This window comes from Bradyrhizobium sp. Arg816 (assembly GCF_029989365.1).
Lineage (GTDB): Bacteria > Pseudomonadota > Alphaproteobacteria > Rhizobiales > Xanthobacteraceae > Bradyrhizobium.
This window is the reverse complement of the sequence record NZ_JAPRAQ010000005.1, coordinates 55,255-74,217: the sequence shown is the minus strand read 5'-3', so window position 1 is coordinate 74,217 and position 18,963 is coordinate 55,255. Positions and strand designations below refer to the sequence as shown.

The window sequence follows — 18,963 nt, the reverse complement described above, 5'->3', positions numbered from 1 at the left end:
ATCGAGTCGGCCAGGATGGCGATGGCAAAATAGGATGATGTTCGCGATCATCATGGCGGGCGGCCGATGCCTGGGCCGCCCGAGCGTTAGATGGAACGTGTCGCATGCTTCGTCCCTCCTCCAGCTTCGGAGCATGACAGCACAACTGTCACTTTGGCTTGAACGTCAAAATGCCGTTTGCACTCATCGTTCGCACCCGTCATTGTTTTGCAACGCCGCCCGGATGTTGAGCGGGTTCCGGTGATCAAGCGGGAGGCTTTGCGATGCAAGACGTCGAGAAGCGTGTCATTGGCAAGGTGATGTGGCGGCTCATACCGTTCCTGATCGTCTGCTATTTCGTGGCCTATCTTGACCGCGTCAATGTCGGCTTTGCCAAGCTGCACATGAACCAGGCGCTGGGTTTAAGTGAAGCAGCGTTCGGACTGGGCGCGGGCTTGTTCTTCGTCGGGTATTTCCTGTTTGAAGTCCCCTCCAACATCTTCCTGGAAAGAGTCGGCGCGCGCGTCTGGATCGCCCGCATCATGATTACGTGGGGGATCGTCTCGGCGGCCTTCGCATTCATCCCATCGATATCGGCAGCGACGGGAATACCGACGACGGGCGTCTTCTACTCTCTTCGGTTGCTGCTCGGCGCCTGCGAGGCAGGATTCTTTCCGGGCATCATCTTCTATCTGACGCTGTGGTTCCCGGCGGTTTACCGGGCTCGGGTCATCAGCCTGTTCATGCTGGCGATCCCGATCTCGTCCATCATCGGATCGCCCATCTCCGGGCTTCTGCTCGGCGTGACCGGTTTGGGATTGGAAGGCTGGCAGTGGCTGTTCATTCTCGAGGCGCTGCCGTCGGTCGTGGTAGGCATCTGCGTCCTGCTCTATCTGACTGATTTTCCGCGCCAGGCCCGCTGGCTGCAACAAGACGAGATTGCCTGGCTGGAAGACGTGCAGGCCACCGAGAAGCGAAACAAAGAGAAGGTCGAACACCTGTCATTGGGTCAGGCGCTCACCGATTACCGCATTTTGTTGTGCGCTCTGGTGTACTTCTGCCTGAATGCTGCAAGTTACGGCGTAGCGTTCTTCCTGCCAACCATCATCAAGGGTTTTGGCGTCAGTGATACCCAGACCGGCTTGCTGGCGGCGCTGCCCTTTATTTTCGGGGCCGCGGGCATGGTGCTGCTTGGTCGTCATTCCGATCGGACCATGGAACGAAAGGGTCACGTCGCTGCGGCACTGTTGATGGCAGCGGTGGGGATCGGAGTGGCAGGTCTCGTTTCCAACTCCGTCCTTGTCATGGCATTGCTTTGCTTCGCACAGATCGGCGTTTCCGCGGTCCCCCCGATGTTTTGGCCGCTGCCGGCGAGCTTTTTAACGGGAGCATCGGCTGCCGCCGGCATCGCCGCGATCAACTCGCTTGGAAATCTTTCCGGTTTCGCCGGTCCTTACGCAATGGGCTACCTGAAGGATTTAACTGGCAGTTTTACCGCGGGTCTTCTTTTGCTCGCGGGCTGCGCGCTGGTGGGCGCAGTCGTTGTCGTGCTGCTACGCATCGATGCAAGACGCGAGCAAGTGTCCGGCGACATCGCGATGGCGCACTAGACGTTGGTGATCGTCGCTACCTGAAATAGCCGAGCACGAGATCGATATCCGCGCTGCCCGCCACCGTACCGTTCAGCTCGGCGTCGATGACCCGGCGGCAGGCTGCGATCGCGGCGTGGTCGCCGAGATCGTTGGCGGCTTCGAGCACGAGCCAGGCGGCGTCGACGGAAGCCTTCTCGGGGGCCGAACCGCCGGCATCGACGGGAAGGCTCTTGTTGAGGATCTTGTTCTTGCGAACCGCAGTGCCGAATTGAGGCAACATTGCAATACTCCCCTCTTGCTCAGTGCACCTGGAGCTCGGGCTGACGGCCCGTATCGGCACCCGCGCCGGTCTTGCGCGACTGGTAGAACTTCAGAATGCTGCGCGACGTCTCGATCTTGAGCTTGCCGAACTCGCGCTCGCTGTCATGAAGCTCGCGCGCCGTGATCAGATGATCCTTGGCGCCGAGGAACAGCAGCGACATGGTCGTGTCCCACGAGAAGTCGAGCGCCTTGCACAGCACCAGAAGTATCTCGCGATTGCGGTCCATCATCGCGCGCTCGATCACGTCGACCGGAAGCGACGACAACAGCGACAGGCCGATCTGCACCTCGTCGAAACGGTGCTGGCGCGCATAGTTCGAGATCGAGTCCTGGTTGAGGTTGCCCTGGCGGTACTGCGTCGTCACCACGCGCTTGGCGACGAAATAGCTGCGCGAGGACGGGCCGAACTTGGACTGGAGATCGCCGGTGACGTCGGTCACCGAGCTCTGGATCTGCGACATCATCTCGGGCCGCTCGCTCTCGAGGCGGCGGCGGACGTCTTCCGACGCCTTGGAAATGAGCTGCTGGAAGATGTGGCGCGGCACGTCCTTGCGCAGGCCGAGCTGCTCGGCGAGGATCGAGTCACCCTCGGCGCGCCGGACCATGTGCAGCAGGCCCGAACCGGAGAAGCGCGCGCCCTCGTTTTTGGCGACGGAGGTCACGACCGCCTGGTCGCCGCGCTTGACCAGCACGTCGGTGACGGCTTCGCCGATCGACTTGCGCTGGGCGATCGCAAGCAGATGCGCCTGGCCCTTGGTCATGGCACTCTCGACCAGCATCTTCTCGTTGATCCGACTGGAGTCGCGCAGCACCGGACCGGCCACGTCGATCTCGTCGTCGAGGGCGAGCTTTGCGATGACGTTGAGCGGCGCGTGATCACACGCCGACATCACGTCCGAGAGCTGCGCCCGCGCGGCGACCTCGATCTCGTCGGCAAGCCGCCCGATGACCTCGCCGAACATGCTGATCTCGTCGTCGCTGTAGCGGCCGGTGATCAGGATGTCGGTCGCATGCCACAACGCCTTCGCCCGGCTCTCGTCGGTGCCGCGCGCGATGGCGTCGTCCAGATCTTGCAGAAGCGATTTTGCCCCGTTCATCTCGATACCCCAGTTCTTGGCTAGCCATCCCGCTCGTGCTGGCGGGACGCCGAATTCCTCTGGGAACAGAGACTAGGGAACAAACGCGAGAATCCGGTAAAGTCGGCAGATCAGTTTTGCCGGGCAAAATTCGTTAAAATGCGCGGGAATGGGTTTACCGGCGGGCAAGGCGTCCGCGGCGGCAAAGGATGATGGGGACTGCGAAGCTGCTCGGCCTTATGGTTCGAGACGCGCTGTAAACGGCGCTCCTCACCATGAAAGTCTAGGATTTCACGGCGAAACGAGACCTCATCCTGAGGAGCCCGCCAACGGCGGGCGTCTCGAAGGATGGCCACGACAACATTGCCCGCCGCCTCACGGATTCGACGGCGTCAGCACCAGCGGCGGCTTCGGCTTGGGTTTTGCGGGCGGCGGGCCTGGTGCCGGCCTCACTTCGATCGGCGGCGGCAGCGGCGCGATCTGCTGGCTCGCGAGCGGCGGGCTTGTCAGTGGAGGACTTGCGATTGAAGGACTTGGCACCGCGGGGGCGGCCTGCGGCGCCTTCGGCATCGGCGCGGCCTTTGGCTTCGGCGGCGCGCGGCGCGGATCGCGGCCGGGCAACGGCACGTCGGTCAGCGACGGCTCGGGCACCGGGTCGGGCGAGACCAGCGTCGGCAGCGCCGCAGTCGCCGGCGGCGGCTCGCCACGCTCGATCGCGTCGAGCCGCCGCGTCTCGCGATCGATCGTGCGCACCGCGAGCCAGGACGACAGCGGCGCGACATCGACGGTGCGGTTGAGCCTGTCGGGAGGACCTGCCGCGAACAGCTGGATCTCCGGTGGCGCGCCGGAAAGTCCGGTCATGATCGGCGTCAGGCTGGCGCGGATGTCGGCCTGGTCGGCGGGGATGTCGTAGCCGCCGGAGACGATCGCCCGGGCGTTCTTTGCTTCCAGCGGTGTCGCGCCGACGCGCAGGCGCCCGTCGCGGATCGTGAACGGGATCTGCGCCGAGGCGACCGCGATCGGACCTGCCGACAGCGCGGGTTCGACGAGCTGCCGCAGCCTGTTGTCGTCGGCAACCTGGCCGCCGTCGCTGGCGCGGATGGCGATCTCGAAGGCGCGCGGATTGAGGCCGCTGATTTCCGCGGCCTCGAGCGTCACCGTGCCATTGCCGGCGAGCGCGCCGGTCAACGCCGCAACGCTGCGGCCCTGGCTGGTCAAGGCCATCTGCACCGAGGCACGTCCCTTGGGCAAGGCGAGATCGCGGTAGCGCAGCGCCGCCGCATTGACGTTTCTGAGCTCGATACGCGCGTTCAGCGCAATGCCATTGGCGCCATTGCGCGCGTCGAAGCTCGCCGACATCTCACCGCCGCCGACACCACCCTTGAGCGCGTCGAGCGCGAGCGACTGGCCGTCGCTCCGGATCGTGCCGCCGACGGGGCGCAGCTCGATGCCGTCGGGCAAGGTGCCTTGCAAGGCCTGGAAGGCGATGCGGCCGCGCCAGCCGCCGAGCAGCCCCGCACTCAGGGGATCACCGGCATCACGTCCGGCGGCGCCGATGGCCATTGCGAACGCGGGCGCAAGATCGAGCGCGTCGAGGCCGATTTCGCCATCGACGCTCTTCTCCTGATCGAGCGTCACCGCGAGATGCCCGCGCAGATGCGAGCCGGCCGCGCTGCTGTCGAGATCGTCGAAGGTCAGGCGGTTGCCGGAGAGGCCGACGCGCGAGGACAGGTTGACGCTCTGCACCGATCTGTCGGTTGGACTGGTCCCGAACAGCGGCGCCAGATTGGCATTGCGTACGCGCAAATTCACGCTGGCCTTCGGCTGGGACGAATTGAAGTCCGGCAATTCGATGCTGCCTTGCGCATCCGCATCCAGCCCGCCGCCACTGAGCTTTGCGTTCAATTGCAACGGCCGGCGCCACGCGCCGCTCAACCGGCCTTCGAACTGCGAGGCGCCCTCGCCCGCGGCGGCGACGCGATCGAGGCCGAGCAGCGCCAGCAATGTGCCGGCCTTCGGCGTCGAGATTTTCGAGTCCAGCGTGAAGTCGCTGTTGCGCAAGCGGTCGATGTCGATGCCGTTGACCGCCGCCACCGGCGTCTGCCCGGCCAGCGTCGCGGTGGCCTTGAGCTGCGGCGCATCGAGATCGAGCACGGCGCGCGCGTCGTTGCGATCGGCATGGTCGGCGTTCTTGTCGAGGCTGAGGTCGAGCTTCAACCGCGTCGCGCCGGGCAATGACGGCATGGCGTCGAACCGCGCGCGCACCGAAGGCGCAATCGGCTCGAGCAGCGCGGTGAGCTCACGCAGCGAATTGGCCGAGGATTTCAGCGCGAGCTTGCCGGTGGCATGAACGCGGTCGAAGCTGCCGCTCGCTTCGGTGGTCACCCCGCTCGCCTGGCCGAACCGCAACTGCTCCAGCGACAGCGCCGCCGGACCGTAGCCGAGCTTCGCCGTGAACGGCCGCAGCTCCTGTCCGGCCGACATCGCGCGGCCGACGTCGAGCGCGAGCTTGGCTTCCTCGGGCCATTCGCCCTGCGGCCCCGCGAGCGCGCGCACGAAGCTTGCGGCGGCATCGAGGTCGAGACGGTCGGCCTTGAGCTCGGCGTCGATCCGCGAGCCCTTGCTCGCGCCGGTCTGGACGAAGCCGATGCGGCCCTCCACCGCGCCGCCCTCGATCTCGGCCTTCAGCCTGTCGACGGCGAGATGGTTGGCGGCGATGGTCACGTCGCCGGCAAGGCGTAGCGGGCGCGTGCTGCGGCGGTTGATCTCGCTGCGGCCCTGGAGCCAGGCCACCAGCGTATCGGGATCGGACGACTCGACGCTGAGACGGCCGCTAAAGCTGTCGGCGCCGGGCGTTGCGCCGTTGAGCGAGAGCTGCGTCATGCCGGGCGCGCGCAGCTCGAGCCGCTGGAACGTCCAGGACCTTCCGTCGGTCTGAAGCTCCGCCGTGATGTTCTGGAGCGGACGCCCGCCCAGCATGATCTGATCGGAGTTGAACTCGATCTGCGCCGGCATCGGCGCCTGCGGGATCGCCGCAAGGCCCGCGCGCAGCGCCGGCAGGACGCGCTGCGGCTCGGCATCATCCTTGCCCGCCAGCTTGTCGGCATCGACCTGGCGCGCCGACAGCACCGCGCGCAGCAGCGGCGAAGCGCCGAACCTGACATCGCCGACACCGCCAAACTTGAGCGCGTTGTCCTCGGCGCCGAAGCTCGCGTCGATCTGATCGAATTTGGCGCCGGCCGGATCGGCCTTGAGCTTTGCCGTGAGCTTCCAGGGTGTCGGCCCCGCCGTGCCCGCCTTCTTGACCGGAGGCACAGCGAGCGTCAGCGCGCCGTCGAATTTCGGCAGGCGGTTGTCGAAGGCGAGCACGCCTTCGAGATCGGCCAAGATCGCGCGCTCGCCGGGATCGATGTTGAGGTGGAGACGGGTGGCGCTGCCGTCGGCGCTTGGGCCGGAGGAGACGCGGAACGGATAGCGCACCCCGGTGGCGGTGAAACTGCCATCGCCGCGGACCGAGCCGGCCAGCGAGCGCACGTCGCCGGAAAAGGTGATGTCGTTCAATTCCAGCGTCGAGCGGCTGGCGGCATCATGCAGGGCGATGCGGCCGGTGAGGTTCAGCCGTTCGATCGCAAGCGAGGCCAGATTGAAGGTGCCGCTCGCGGTGGACGGCAAATCGACCCGTCCTTTGGCATCCAGGCCGAGATCCACCGCCATGCCGTTGACGGTCAGCTCGGTAGCGCGCCATTCACCGCGCATCAGCGAGCTCAGGCTGAACTCGACGTCGAGCTTGTCGGCGCGCAGACGGCCGAGGTCATTGTTGCCGCCGAAGGTGACCGAGCGCAGCCGCAGCGTCGGCGCCGGCAGCAGCCGCGCATCCAGCTCGCCCGCCACCCGCACCGGCACGCCCATGATCGTGCCCGCCTCCGCCTCGAACTGGGGCCTGAACTGGTTCCAGTCGATGAAGTAAGGCCCGATCAGCGCGGTCAGCAGCGCAATGATGAAGGCAATCGCCAATCCGAGCAGCGTCGTCTGCACGGGTCTCCCCTCGGCCAAACCGGCCCGGGCCGAACCTGAGGGCCTCAGGCGCGCCGGAACAGCCCCTTATATAAGGGGAAGTGTGGCGAAGTCACAGCGACTGTTGCGCGCGGAGGTTAACGGGGCCGGCCATCACCAGCTCGCCGGCAGGCGTTTCAGGCCGCGCAGCACGAAGGTCGGGCGCCATTCCGGGTTCTCGACGTCGTCGATGCGCAGATCCGGCAGCCGCCGCAGCAGCGTCGCGAGGGCGATTTCGGCCTCGATGCGCGCCAATTGGGCGCCCAGGCAGAAATGGATGCCGCCGCCGAACGACAGCGGCTTGACATTGGGCCTGGTGACGTCGAGCCGGTCGGGGCGATCAGGGTAGACCGCCGGATCGCGGTTGGCCGAGCCGAGCAGGCAGAGCACGGTCTCGCCCTTGGGGATGCTCTTGCCGCCGAGATCCTCGATGTCCTCCAGCGTCACGCGTCCGGTCATCTGCACCGAGGAATCGTAGCGCAAGAATTCCTCGATCGCGTTGACCATCAACTCGGGCCGCGCCTTCAGGAGCGCGAGCTGATCCGGATTGCGATGCAGCGCGAGCAGGCCGTTTCCGATCAGATTGACGGTGGTCTCGTGGCCGGCGCCGAACAGCAGGATGATGTTGGCGGTCAATTCCTCGTTGGTGAGCTTGTTGCCGTCTTCCTCGGCCTGCACCAGCTGGGTGATGAGATCGTCGCCAGGATTGCGGCGGCGCAGCTCGAACAGCTGCTGGAAATACATCTGCGCCATCATGTTGCCGGCGTTGCCCTTCGCGATCTCCTCCGGCGTGAGCGGCACGGGATCGAGCAGGCGGCCGCCATCGCGCGAGCTGTTGTAGAAGGTCTCGCGATGGTCCTCGGGGATTCCGAGCATGTCGCAGATGATGGTGACCGGCAGGCGGAAGGCGAAATCCTCGATCAGGTCCATGTGGCCGCGCTCGATCACGGCATCGATGGCCTGGTCGACGATCGCCTGGATCCGCGGCCGCATGTCCTCGACGCGGCGGGCGGTGAAGGCCTTCACGACGAGGCCGCGCAAGCGGGTGTGGTCGGGCGGATCGGATTGCAGCATCCAGTGGCTCATGCTGCGGAACACCGGCTCGTCCATGATGGCAGGGCTATAGCGGCGCTTGGAGCGCTCGACAAAGTCCTTGCCGAAGCGCTTGTCGCGCATCACGAAGCTGACGTCGGCATGGCGGCTGGCGACGAACTGGCCGAACGGCGTCACATGGATCGGCTCGACCGTGCGCAGCCGGTCGTAGTGTGGATAGGGATCGCGGATGAAGTCCGGCGACAGCGGATTGAACAGCGGTCCGCCTGCGGGTTGCACTTGCTCGTTCATGGTGACCTCAATCGGTTGCCGCATGACACGAATACGCCGGCAGCCCCCTTGCTTGCGCGGCGTAACCATCCCCAAGATTATAAACTCGATACATTATTGTATCGAGTTGCATTCTGCCCTAACCTGCGCCGATGTCAAGGGTGAGAACCAGGCCGACCAGGGACGACACGCGCGACAAACTGTTCGAGGCGGCCGCGCGCGTGTTCGAGGCGGACGGCATCGGCGGCGCCAGCATCGAGGCGATCGCGGCCGCCGCGGGCTTCACCCGCGGCGCGTTCTATTCCAACTTCAAGAGCAAGGACGAATTGATCATCGCCATGCTCGAGGATCATGTCGAGCAGTCGATCCGGCGCAACCTCGACATCCTCGCGCAGCACGACAATCTCGACGATTTCATCGCGGCGCTGAAGACGATGGATCGCAGCCGGCAAGACCCGCTCGCCCGCTCGCCCCTCCTGCACATGGAGATGATCCTGTTCGTCGCGCGCGCCGAGAAGCGCCGCCCGGAGCTTGCCAAGCGGCTACGCGCGCGGCGCAAGCTGGTCGCCGACATCGTCGAGGCCACGTTGAAGAGCAGTGGCAGGAACGACACGCTGAATCCGCCGTGGATGGCCTCCGTCGTGCTGGCGCTGGAAGACGGCTTTCGCCTGCACCGCCTGATCGATCCGGAGACGACGCCGGCCGACAGTTTTCTGCGCGCGATCACCGATTTGAGGCGCAGGACGGGACTGTCGTCGAACTAGCCTGGATCGCCGATATCAATCGCACGACCGGACCGTCATCCGGCCGGTGTTCGCTTCTCCGACAACTCGTCATCCGCCCCCATCGTGCGTTTGTGAAAACGCATGCCTGCTTGCGGCAGAATCGGACAAGGCATGGCCGCTTCGGGAAATACGCCGGGCTTCCCGCGACGCATACGAGCGAGACACCGAGCGATTGGCGCAGGCGCCTGCGTTAGCAGCAATCTCTCGACAGGGACGGCAATCGCTCTGGCGCAGTCGACGATCCGGTTGGCTAAACATCGCAACGTCACATCATGGGGACGGAGACAAACGATGGACAGGAAACGGCTTGCAATCGCGCCACGACGGAAGGCCGTCTCGACGGCGCTCATGTACGGGCTTTCGCTGACGGTGCGTTTCACCTCGCCGACGGCCGAAGAGGCGCCGCCACAAGCCGCGCAGAACGCCAAGGTCTCGACGTCGATCCTGATCAATCGGGGCTGGACCAACAAACCTGCGCTGCCGGTCGCCCTGCGCGGCTGGCCATCGGGCCCGCGAAGCTGCCGCGCAGGATGTGAAGGTCCTGCGCTGCTGTCCTCGCTGCCGAACTGCACCGCGCCGTAAGGGCCCGGCGGTCTCCGTCTCACCTCTTCGCGTCATCATCGCTCGCAAAAGGCTCTGCTCGCATCGAGCGGCGGCGATGGCGCGCGTTTCGAACCAACAAACCCAGAACCAAATCAAGGAGTGAACCACATGCGACTGCTCATCATTGGCGCCGGCTTCGCCGGCATGTACGCCGCCCTCTCCGCCGCCCGCCTGCGCGACATTCAGGGCGTCTCGCCGGAAGAGCTCGAGATCGCGCTCATCGCACCCGAGCCGACGCTGGTGGTCCGCCCTCGGCTCTATGAGCCGAAGCCGGAAACCCTGACGGCGCCGCTGCTCGATGTCCTCAAGGCGATCGACGTCGACTACATCCAGGGGAGCGCCGAGACCGTCAACACCGAGGCGCTGACGGTGCAGATCTCGACTCCCAAAGGCACCCGCAAGACCCTGTCCTACGACCGCCTGGTGATCGCCACCGGCAGCCGCCTCTTCCGACCCAACATTCCCGGCCTTGCCGAGCACGGCTTCAGCGTCGACTCGCTCGACGATGCGGTTGCCCTCGACAGGCATCTGCATGGCCTCGCCGACCGGCCGGCCGTCAATGGACGTGACACGGTCGTGGTCGCCGGCGGCGGCTTCACCGGCATCGAGGCGGCGACCGAGCTGCCCGCGCGCCTGCGCGCCATCTTCGGCCAAAACGCCAGGACGCGCGTCATCATCGTCGAGCGCAACGGCGTGATCGCTCCCGACATGGGCGAAGGCTCCCGCCCGGTCATCGAGCAAGCGCTTCGCAAGCTCGGTGTGGAGACAAGGCTCGGCGCCGGCGTTGCCTCGCTCGACAAGTCCGGCGTGACGCTGTCGACAGGCGAACACATCGAAACCGAAACGGTGATCTGGGCAGCCGGCATTCGCGCCGCGCCCCTGACAGCGCAGATTCCCGCCGAGCGCGACAATTTCGGCCGGCTGCTGGTGGACCGCGATCTGCGCGTGCCCGGCATCGCCGGCGTCTTCGCCACCGGTGATGCCGCGCGGGCCGCATGTGACGACGCGGGCAATTACGCGCTGATGTCGTGCCAGCACGCCACGCGGATGGGCGCGTTTGCCGGCAACAATGCGGCCGCCGAACTCCTGCGCGTCCCGACCAGGCCGTATCACCAGAAGGCCTACGTCACCTGCCTCGATCTCGGCGAAGCCGGCGCGCTGTTCACGCGCGGCTGGGAGCGCAAGGTCGAGATGGTCGGCGACGTCGCCAAGAAGACCAAGCAGGAGATCAACACGGTCTGGATCTATCCGCCCCGTGCCGAGCGTGCCGCAGCGCTCGCCTCGGCCGATCCGGAACGTGTGACGAGCCTCTAGAGGCACGAAACGATGACGGCCGCACCTCCCTGGCTGCGCGGCCTGCTCAACCAAGACCAGCCGGGAGCCCTACCTTGAAACAGGAGACCAACATGAACCTGCACAACACCTCATACCCCGCGACATCGAAGCCGGAAGAGCTCGTTCCATCGCGCTACGCGCTGAAGGTCGGCGAGATCGACGTGCTGGTGGTCAGCGACGGCGTGCTGCCGTTGCCGACCACGATGCTGGCGCACAATGCCGACCCGGCCGTCCGGGCGACCTGGCTGCACGACATGTTCCTGCCGCAGGACGCTTTCGACTGGGCGTTGAATGCGGTCGTGGTCCGCAGCGGCGACAAGACCATCCTGATCGACGCCGGACTGGGGTCAGACCCGGATCTGCACTTGCCGCGCGCCGGCCAGTTGATCAAGCGACTGGAGGCCGCCGGCATCGATCTTTCGACCGTGACCGATCTGGTGCTGACCCACTTGCACATGGACCACATTGGCGGACTGCTCGTCGACGGGGTGAAGCAGCGGCTGCGTAAAGACCTGCGGATCCACGTGGCGGCCGCCGAGGTCAAATTCTGGGAGGCGCCCGATTTCTCCCACACCGCCATGCCGCCGGGCTTCCCGGACGCGCTTCGGGCGACCGCCAAGCGGTTCGTCAAGGAGTACGGCAGTCAGCTGCGGCAGTTCGATGAGCAGCACGAGGTTGCGCCGGGCGTCGTCGTTCGTCGCACCGGCGGTCACACCCCCGGACACAGCGTGGTTCGCGTGGCGTCCGGCGGGGACGGGCTGACGTTCGCCGGCGACGCCGTGTTTGCCGTCGGGTTCGATCAACCCGACTGGCACAACGGTTTCGAACACGACCCCGAGGAGGCGGCGCGCGTTCGGGTCCGTCTGTTGCGAGAGATTGCCGCGAGCGGCGAGATGCTGGTGGCCACCCACATGCCGTTCCCGTCCGTCGGCCATGTCGCGGTCGCCGGCGACGCCTTTCGCTGGGTGCCGGTGTTCTGGGACTACTGACGGCTTGTTGCGTTGAGGCCCAACCAGGGCGCGTGCTCTTGGCGTAACGAGTTCGCGCCCTGGTTTCCACACTGCCGTCGAGCCAGCCGCATGAGACCACGAGCGAGCCGGCGACAGAGGCAACTACGCCGACCGCTTTACCGCGTGGCGACCGGCCGGCGCGATGTCGAGGCGGCCCAGCATCGCCCTCGCCTGCTCGGCGCAATGCTCGATCAGCCAGCGCTCGAACGCGACCGGCGGCAGCGCGGGCGCGTAGAGGAAGCCCTGCACGACGTCGCAGCCGAGCTCGGCCAGCGTCTTGCGCTGGCCTTCGGTCTCGACGCCTTCGGCGACGACGGTCATGCCGAGGCCCTGTCCGACGCGCACCACGGCGGTGGCAACCGCGAGCGCGCCCGCATCTCTCTCGATGTCGCGCATGAAACTGCGGTCGATCTTCAACTCGCGGATCGGCAGATGCGCGAGCCGGCTGAGGCTGGAATAGCCGGTGCCGAAATCGTCCACGGAGAGCCCGACGCCGAGCTCGCGGATCGCGTTCATCGTCTCCAGCGCGGCTACGCTGTCCCGCATGAACGTGCCCTCGGTGATCTCGAGCATCAGCGCGTCCGGCGGCAGATCGTATTCGGCGAGGATGTCCTTGAGCCGCGCCGCCAGCGTGACGTTGCGGAAATTGATCGGCGACAGGTTCACTGACACGCTGGGAATGTTGAGCCCGGCGCGGCGCCAGTCCGCCATCTGCCGGCAGGCCTCACGCACCGACCACAGGCCGATCTGCTCGATCAGGCCGCACTCCTCGGCGAGCGGGATGAACTTCGCCGGCGAGACGTCGCCGAGCACGGCATCATGCCAGCGCGCCAATGCCTCGACGCCGTGGACGGCACCGTCGCAACTGCGGATCTGCGGCTGGTAGCTGAGGGTCAGCGCGCCCTCGGCGATGGCGCGGCGCAGCGCTGCGATCAGCGCCAGGCGCTGCTCGGTGAGCCCGTTCATTTCGGCGCTGAAGATGCGATGGGTGGAGCGGCCGGCCTGCTTGGCCATGTACATGGCCGCATCCGCCTGCTGCATCAAGGTGTCGATGTCGGTCGCATGGTCGGGATAGAGGCTGATGCCGATGCTCGCCGACATCTGCAGCTGCCTGGAGCCAAGCCGCAGCGGCGCAGCGAGCGCCTCGGTGACCCCGGCCGCGACGCGCTGGGCGCTCTCGGCGTTGCGCTGCGGCAGCAGGATGACGAACTCGTCGCCGCCGAGCCGTCCCAGCATGTCCTCAGGGCCAATCTGCTCGCGCAGGCGCTGCGCGAGCTGGATCAGCAGCTCATCGCCGGCGGCGTGCCCGAACGTGTCGTTGACGTCCTTGAAATGATCGACGTCGAGGAAGGCCAGCGCGACGTGGCTGCCGGTCGGGCAGGCATCGATGGCCGTGGTGATCAGGTGCCGCAGCTGCGCACGGTTCGGCAGCCCGGTGAGAATGTCGTGATAGGCGAGCCGCGCGATCTCGGCCCGCGCTTCCTTGCGCTCGATCGCGAAGGCGCCGAGGTTGACGCAGGCCTCGACGATGCGCCGGTGCCAATTGCTCGGCGCGCGCGGTTCGCGATAGTAAAAGGCGAAGGTCGCGATGACGCGGCCGTCCTTGGCCTTGACCGGGGTCGACCAGCACGCGCGCAGGCCGATCGCGAGCGGCATGGCCTTATAGGGCTGCCAGCGCGGATCGGTCTCCAGATCGGTTGCCAGCACCGGTTCACCGTAGAAGGCCGCGGTGCCGCAGGATCCGACATTCGGACCGATCGCGATGCCGTCCAGCGCACGCGAATAGTCCTCGGGCAGGCTGGGGCCGCCGAGCGGATGGACGAGGCCTGCGGCATCGACGTGGAGCAGCGAGCAAACCACGTCAGGCGCGATCTCTTCGACCCTTCGGCACAGCCTGTCGGCGATATCGGTGATCGGAACCTCGTCGGCCAGCGCACTCATGATGAGCTGCTGGAGCGAGCGCAGCTGCCTGGTCTCGGTGATGTCCTCGAGCAGCGCGAAGATGTGCCTGGCCCTGCCCTTCTTGTCGCGGAAGACGTCGATACGGGCGCAGACCCAGATCTCCTCGCCGTCCTTGTTGTAGACCAGCGTCTCGATTTCGCCGCGGCGGCCGCCGCTCATCAGGCGCTTGACCAGCTTCGCGACGGCCTTCCGATCGGTGTGGCGGCCGGCGATCAGCGCGCCGGCGCGGCGGCCCTCGGCCTCCTCGCTGGTGTAGCCAAACAGCGTCGCGAAGGTGGAATTGACGTAGACGATGTTCTGCTCCGTGTCGGTGATGAGCACCGCGCGGTTGGTCTGGTCGGAGACAGCGTGGAGGAGCCCGATTCTGACGCGGCGCTCGGCCTCCGCGGTGACGTCACGCGCGAACACGACGTGATGGGTGACGCCGCCACTCGTGAAGGATGAAAGCGAGATGGCCGCCCGGATCCGGGTGCCGTCGCGCCGCACGAGGCTGATCTCGTCGCGGAACGCCGCGACCGGATCGGCCTGAAGGCATTTGAGCGTGAGAAGTTCGGCGTCGCGGCCGAGCGCCTCGGCGCGCGCGAATTTCCAGATCCGCTCTGCGCCGGCATTGAAATGCATGATGCGACGCGCGCCGTCGACGATGACGATACCGCCGTCGGCGCATTCGAGCGCAGCCAACAGCACGTCCGGAATTTCTGTCATGGGACAATCGGCGGCAGACATAGTTGGACCCGGAGGCATCGGCAAGATGCGGCAAGCAGGGCCGAGGCTAGCGCCGCGATGGTGTCCAGAACGTTTTTGCGACCGGGTTGCGTCCGGCCAGGACACGACATGCTTAACGGCTCGCGAAAGATGCGAAGGCAATCCGATGCGTTCGGAACCTGGACTCTCGTTTTGACGCGTTTTCTTTACGCGAACCGGTATCCACTTCGCTCGAAAACGCTAGTTCGCACTTGTGGCCTTGAGCTTGTGCAGCCGGCCGGCCACCGCCCGCACCTTGCGGGGAGCGGCCTGCCAGACCGCGAGCGCCGACAGTCCGCTCACGACCATGGCGATGGCGAAGGCGAGCGTGTAGTCGCCGGTGCGATCATAGAGGAAACCAGTGAGCCAGGGACCCGCCGCGCCGCCGGCCAGGGCCGCCAGCATGATCGTTCCAAAAATACTGCCCTGGTGCCTGCCCTGGAAGATCTCGAACACCACCGCGCCCATGATCGACGTGAGGCCGTAGCCGAGCGCGCCTTGCGCGAACACCATGACATAGACCAGCCACAGCGACGGCTGGAATTTCAGCGCCATCAGCGCCGCGAAGCAGATCGCGAAGCCCGCACAGCTGATCGCCCATACCCATTCCCGTCCGATCCGGTCGGAGACGTGGCCGAGCAGGATCTGGCCGGGAATGCCGAGCAGGCTGACGATGCCGAGCGCCCACACCGCGACACCGGAGCTGAAGCCGATGTCGAGCAGGAATTTGGTCTGGTGCACCTGCACCGCGTACCAGATGTACAAGCCGCAGAAATAGCCGAGCGCGATCCACCAGAAGCGCGCGGTCGCAACCGCCCGCTTGAGCGTCCAGTCGGTGCCGACCCAGACGGGATCGACGATGTTGGAGACCGGTGTCGCCGCGCCCGCCGCCGGCGTGGCATCGCCGTCCGGCTGAAGGCCGATGTCTTCGGGCCGCTTGTGCAGGAACAGATTAATCGGCGCCAGCACGACGAGGATGAGCAGCCCCATCGCGGTACAGGCGGTGCGCCAGCCGGTTTCTTCGATCATGTGCTGCACCCAGGGCAGCAGCGTCACCGAGCCGATGCCGACGCCGGCAAAGGCAATCCCGATGGCGAAGCCGCGCTTGCGGATGAACCAGTTCGGCAGGAACAGCGACTGGCCGGAATAGCCGAGACACACCGAGCCGGCACCGACCATGACGCCGATGGTCACATAGAGATGCCAGGGCGCACTGGTGAGTGGCGCGAGCAGCAGCCCGCCGCCCATCAGCACGACGCCGAGCTCCATCACCGCGCGCGGGCCGGCGCGATCCATCAGGCGGCCGATCAGTGGGCTGACGATGCCCGACACGACGAAGCCGAAGGAGAACGCGCCGGCCGTGACGCCGCGTTCCCAGCCGAATTCGGAGATGATGGGAGGAAAGAACAGCGAAAACGCGGTGCGCGCGTTGACGCCGATCGCCATGGTCACGAAGGTCACCGCGACCACGACCCAGCCGTAGAAGAACGGAAGCCGCATGTTGTGCTTATTTCATCCCTAGATGGTGCTACCGACCATCCAGGGCCGTCCGGGTCAAGCGATTTTCGCGAAATGCCCCTTTGCGCGGGGCGCTCAGGCCGCGTTGCGCTGCGAAGGCTGAGCGATCTCGTCGAACTCGATCTGGTCGACCGGCTGCGGGCGTCCGAACAGATAACCTTGCGCAAAATTGACGCCGAGCGCCGTCAGCCGCTCGAACTCTTCGCGTGTCTCGACGCCTTCGGCGGTAACTGACATATCGAGTCCGCGTGCGAGCGTCACGATCGAGGCGATGATCGCGGAGCTGCGCGGCTGATGCGTGAGGTTGCGGATGAAGGACTTGTCGATCTTGATCTTGTCGAACGGGAACGTGGTCAGATAGCTCAGCGAGGAATAGCCGGTGCCGAAATCGTCGAGCGCCAGCTCGATGCCGATGTGCTTCAGCCGCTCCATGAAGGCAAGGTTCTCGACGCCGCGTTCCAGCAGCACGGATTCGGTGATCTCGATCTCCAGCCGCTGCGGCGCCAGGCCGGAATCTGCCAGCGCCGCGCAGATCGTCTCGAACAGCTCGGCTTCCTTGAACTGGATCGGCGACAGATTCACCGCAACCATGAGATCGCATGGCCAGGCCGCGGCGTCCGCACAGGCGCGCCGCAGCACGAGTTCGCCGAGCGGCACGATCAGCCCGGTTTCCTCGGCAAGCGCGATGAACTGGTCCGGCGGGATCAGGCCGCGGCTCGGATGCCGCCAGCGCACCAGCGCCTCGAAGCCGCGACGGCCACCGCTGGCGACGTCCATAAAGGGCTGATAGTGCACCTCCAGCTGGCACTGCGCGATGGCATCGCGCAAATCGCCTTCCAGCGTATTGCGAGCCTCGAGCTCGGCCGACATCGCCTCGTCGTAGATGGTGAAGCAATTGCGGCCGGCCGATTTCGAGCGGTAGAGCGCGAGGTCCGCCTTCTTCAGCAGCTGCTCCTGATCGCTGCCGTGGTCCGGTGCGATCGCGATGCCGATGCTGGTGCCGATCTCGACGCGATGGCCGGGCAGCAGGAACGGTTCGGCGACCAGCTTCGTGATCCGCGCGGCGAGCTCGGTCGCGCACGCCCGCTGATCGTCGCAAGCCTCCTGGATGATAGCGAACTCGTCGCCGCCGAGCCGCGCCAGCACGTCGGTGGCGCGCAAGGCAGATCTCAGCCTTAGCGCCACCTGGCGCAGCAGCACATCGCCCGCACCGTGGCCGAGCGAGTCGTTGACGTTCTTGAAGCGGTCGAGATCGAGCATCAGGATCGCGAACGGCAGGCCCCGCACGCTCAACTGGCTGTTCATCAGGTCGAGCCGGGTCAGGAAGAAGGCGCGGTTCGGCAGCCCGGTCAGGATGTCGGTCTGGGCGAGCTCCAGCACCTGCCGGTTCGCCAGCGACAGCCGCCGCGAGTTGCGGCTTGCGAGCATGAGATAGGTTGCGAGCGACAGCGTCAGCAGCATGCCGACGACGATGACGGCAACCGCGCGGTCGTAGGCCGTCTCCAGCGAACCGCCGGCCGTCGGCATGGCGCGCACCTGCCAGTCGGTATCCCCGATCTTGAGGCTGCCCGACCAGTGCAGCGCCCGGGCGACGTCCCGCATCGATTGCGGCGACGTGGCGGCCGACGAATAGTCCGGCAAGGTTTGTTCCAGGCTGACGATCTGCCCCGTGAAGGGCGGATAGACGTTCACGCTGACCGCGGGGCTTGCTCCCGTGGTCACGCGAATGGACTGGATCAGCAGCGGCAGGTCGAAGACGCCGACGACGAAGCCCGCCAGATTGCGGCGCCGGTCCACCACCGCCTCGCGCGAGGTTCCCTTGGCGTAGACGGGAATGGCAACGAGCACGTCGGGCTGCCGGCCGCCCTCCTTCGGCTCGTAGAGGCGCGTGCGAATGGCGGCGACGCGATCGTTGTCGCGCGCGCGCTCGAGGATTGCGCGGCGCTCCGGAACGGTCGCGTAATCCATGCCGTAGACCGGCGACGTCTTCGGCTGGGTCGAGTAGAACACCGGGAAATATTCATCGGCCTGCGGCGCGGTCGCGAAGGTCTCGCCCTGGAGCGACTTGATGCGATAGCCGGACACGCCGTCCGTGATCGCGGCAGCCTCGTATTCGGCGCGCTCCTTGCGGTTGACGCGCGGCAGCCAGGCGATGCGCAGCATGCCGGGATGACGCTCGAACAGCCGGGAGCTGAAGGTCTCGAATTCGCTGCGGGTGATTTCCTCGTTGGTCGATTCGAACAGCGTACGCAGCGCGACGAGCCTGGAAATGTACTCGCTCATGCCGTTCTGCATGACGATGGCTTCGGTTTCGGCGGCGTTCTCGAACTCGATCCTGTTGACGCGGTCTTCCCATCGCGCCACGGCGGCGGCGCCGACGAGCGAGAACAGAAGACCGACGCCGACTGCGACGAGCGCAGGGCGATAGAGTCCGAGCAGCGGCGCGGCGCGCCACCATCCGGTCCTACGTTCCCGATCCTGATGGTTCTGACCCCGACCGCCCATCTTGATTCCGCAAGTCCCCCTCGGCGCGGCAACCCACTTCTGGTTGAGCTGCCGGAACCGCTATCGGACAAGGATCGGGGTTAAGAACCGCACAATTTCGCAACCGGGTCGTCGCAGATTGCGCGGCTTAGTTAACGATTGGCCTGCAAGCAGCGAG

Annotated in this window: 12 protein-coding genes; 5 read left to right on the top strand and 7 right to left on the bottom strand. The window is 66.0% G+C overall.

Features of this window, described 5'->3' with window-relative positions; all coding sequences use genetic code 11:
• Window positions 1-263 precede the first annotated feature (263 nt).
• The gene (locus OWC48_RS14370) at window positions 264-1,589 is read left to right on the top strand and encodes an MFS transporter (RefSeq protein WP_282520583.1); all 1,326 of its coding nucleotides are present in this window, start codon (window positions 264-266) and stop codon (window positions 1,587-1,589) included.
• 16 nt (window positions 1,590-1,605) lie between these two features.
• Here the strand turns inward: OWC48_RS14370 and OWC48_RS14365 are convergent, their stop codons facing one another.
• From OWC48_RS14365 to OWC48_RS14350, 4 genes are all read right to left on the bottom strand, one after another.
• Window positions 1,606-1,851 (bottom strand): hypothetical protein, encoded by a 246-nt coding sequence (locus OWC48_RS14365; protein WP_282520582.1) that lies wholly within the window; start codon window positions 1,849-1,851, stop codon window positions 1,606-1,608.
• A gap of 19 nt (window positions 1,852-1,870) precedes the next feature.
• Window positions 1,871-2,989: a DUF2336 domain-containing protein gene (locus tag OWC48_RS14360; RefSeq protein ID WP_282520581.1), complete on the bottom strand. Its 1,119-nt coding sequence runs from the start codon at window positions 2,987-2,989 to the stop codon at window positions 1,871-1,873.
• 354 nt (window positions 2,990-3,343) lie between these two features.
• Entirely contained in the window at window positions 3,344-7,003 is a 3,660-nt protein-coding gene (locus OWC48_RS14355; protein ID WP_282520580.1) for an AsmA-like C-terminal region-containing protein, read from the bottom strand.
• 132 nt (window positions 7,004-7,135) lie between these two features.
• Window positions 7,136-8,365, bottom strand: coding sequence for a cytochrome P450 (locus OWC48_RS14350; RefSeq protein WP_282520579.1), 1,230 nt, complete (start codon window positions 8,363-8,365; stop codon window positions 7,136-7,138).
• A gap of 131 nt (window positions 8,366-8,496) precedes the next feature.
• Here OWC48_RS14350 and OWC48_RS14345 point away from each other — a divergent pair, with 131 nt between their 5' ends.
• The 4 genes from OWC48_RS14345 (at window position 8,497) to OWC48_RS14330 (ending at window position 12,056) form a co-directional block, all read left to right on the top strand.
• Window positions 8,497-9,108 (top strand): TetR/AcrR family transcriptional regulator, encoded by a 612-nt coding sequence (locus tag OWC48_RS14345; RefSeq protein ID WP_282520578.1) that lies wholly within the window; start codon window positions 8,497-8,499, stop codon window positions 9,106-9,108.
• 312 nt (window positions 9,109-9,420) lie between these two features.
• A complete protein-coding gene (locus OWC48_RS14340) occupies window positions 9,421-9,711 on the top strand; it encodes a hypothetical protein (protein ID WP_282520577.1) in 291 nt (96 codons plus the stop codon).
• A 129-nt stretch (window positions 9,712-9,840) separates the two neighbouring features.
• On the top strand, window positions 9,841-11,046 hold the full coding sequence (locus tag OWC48_RS14335) for an NAD(P)/FAD-dependent oxidoreductase (RefSeq protein ID WP_282520576.1): 1,206 nt from the start codon (window positions 9,841-9,843) through the stop codon (window positions 11,044-11,046).
• A gap of 92 nt (window positions 11,047-11,138) precedes the next feature.
• On the top strand, window positions 11,139-12,056 hold the full coding sequence (locus tag OWC48_RS14330; RefSeq protein ID WP_282520575.1) for an MBL fold metallo-hydrolase: 918 nt from the start codon (window positions 11,139-11,141) through the stop codon (window positions 12,054-12,056).
• A gap of 123 nt (window positions 12,057-12,179) precedes the next feature.
• On the opposite strand, the gene OWC48_RS14325 is transcribed toward OWC48_RS14330, so the two are convergent.
• The 3 genes from OWC48_RS14325 to OWC48_RS14315 form a co-directional block, all read right to left on the bottom strand.
• Window positions 12,180-14,765 (bottom strand): EAL domain-containing protein, encoded by a 2,586-nt coding sequence (locus tag OWC48_RS14325; protein ID WP_282520574.1) that lies wholly within the window; start codon window positions 14,763-14,765, stop codon window positions 12,180-12,182.
• A gap of 219 nt (window positions 14,766-14,984) precedes the next feature.
• Complete coding sequence (locus OWC48_RS14320) at window positions 14,985-16,283, bottom strand: MFS transporter (protein ID WP_282520573.1); 1,299 nt, start codon at window positions 16,281-16,283, stop codon at window positions 14,985-14,987.
• A 93-nt stretch (window positions 16,284-16,376) separates the two neighbouring features.
• A complete protein-coding gene (locus OWC48_RS14315; protein ID WP_282520572.1) occupies window positions 16,377-18,806 on the bottom strand; it encodes an EAL domain-containing protein in 2,430 nt (809 codons plus the stop codon).
• Window positions 18,807-18,963 lie beyond the last annotated feature (157 nt).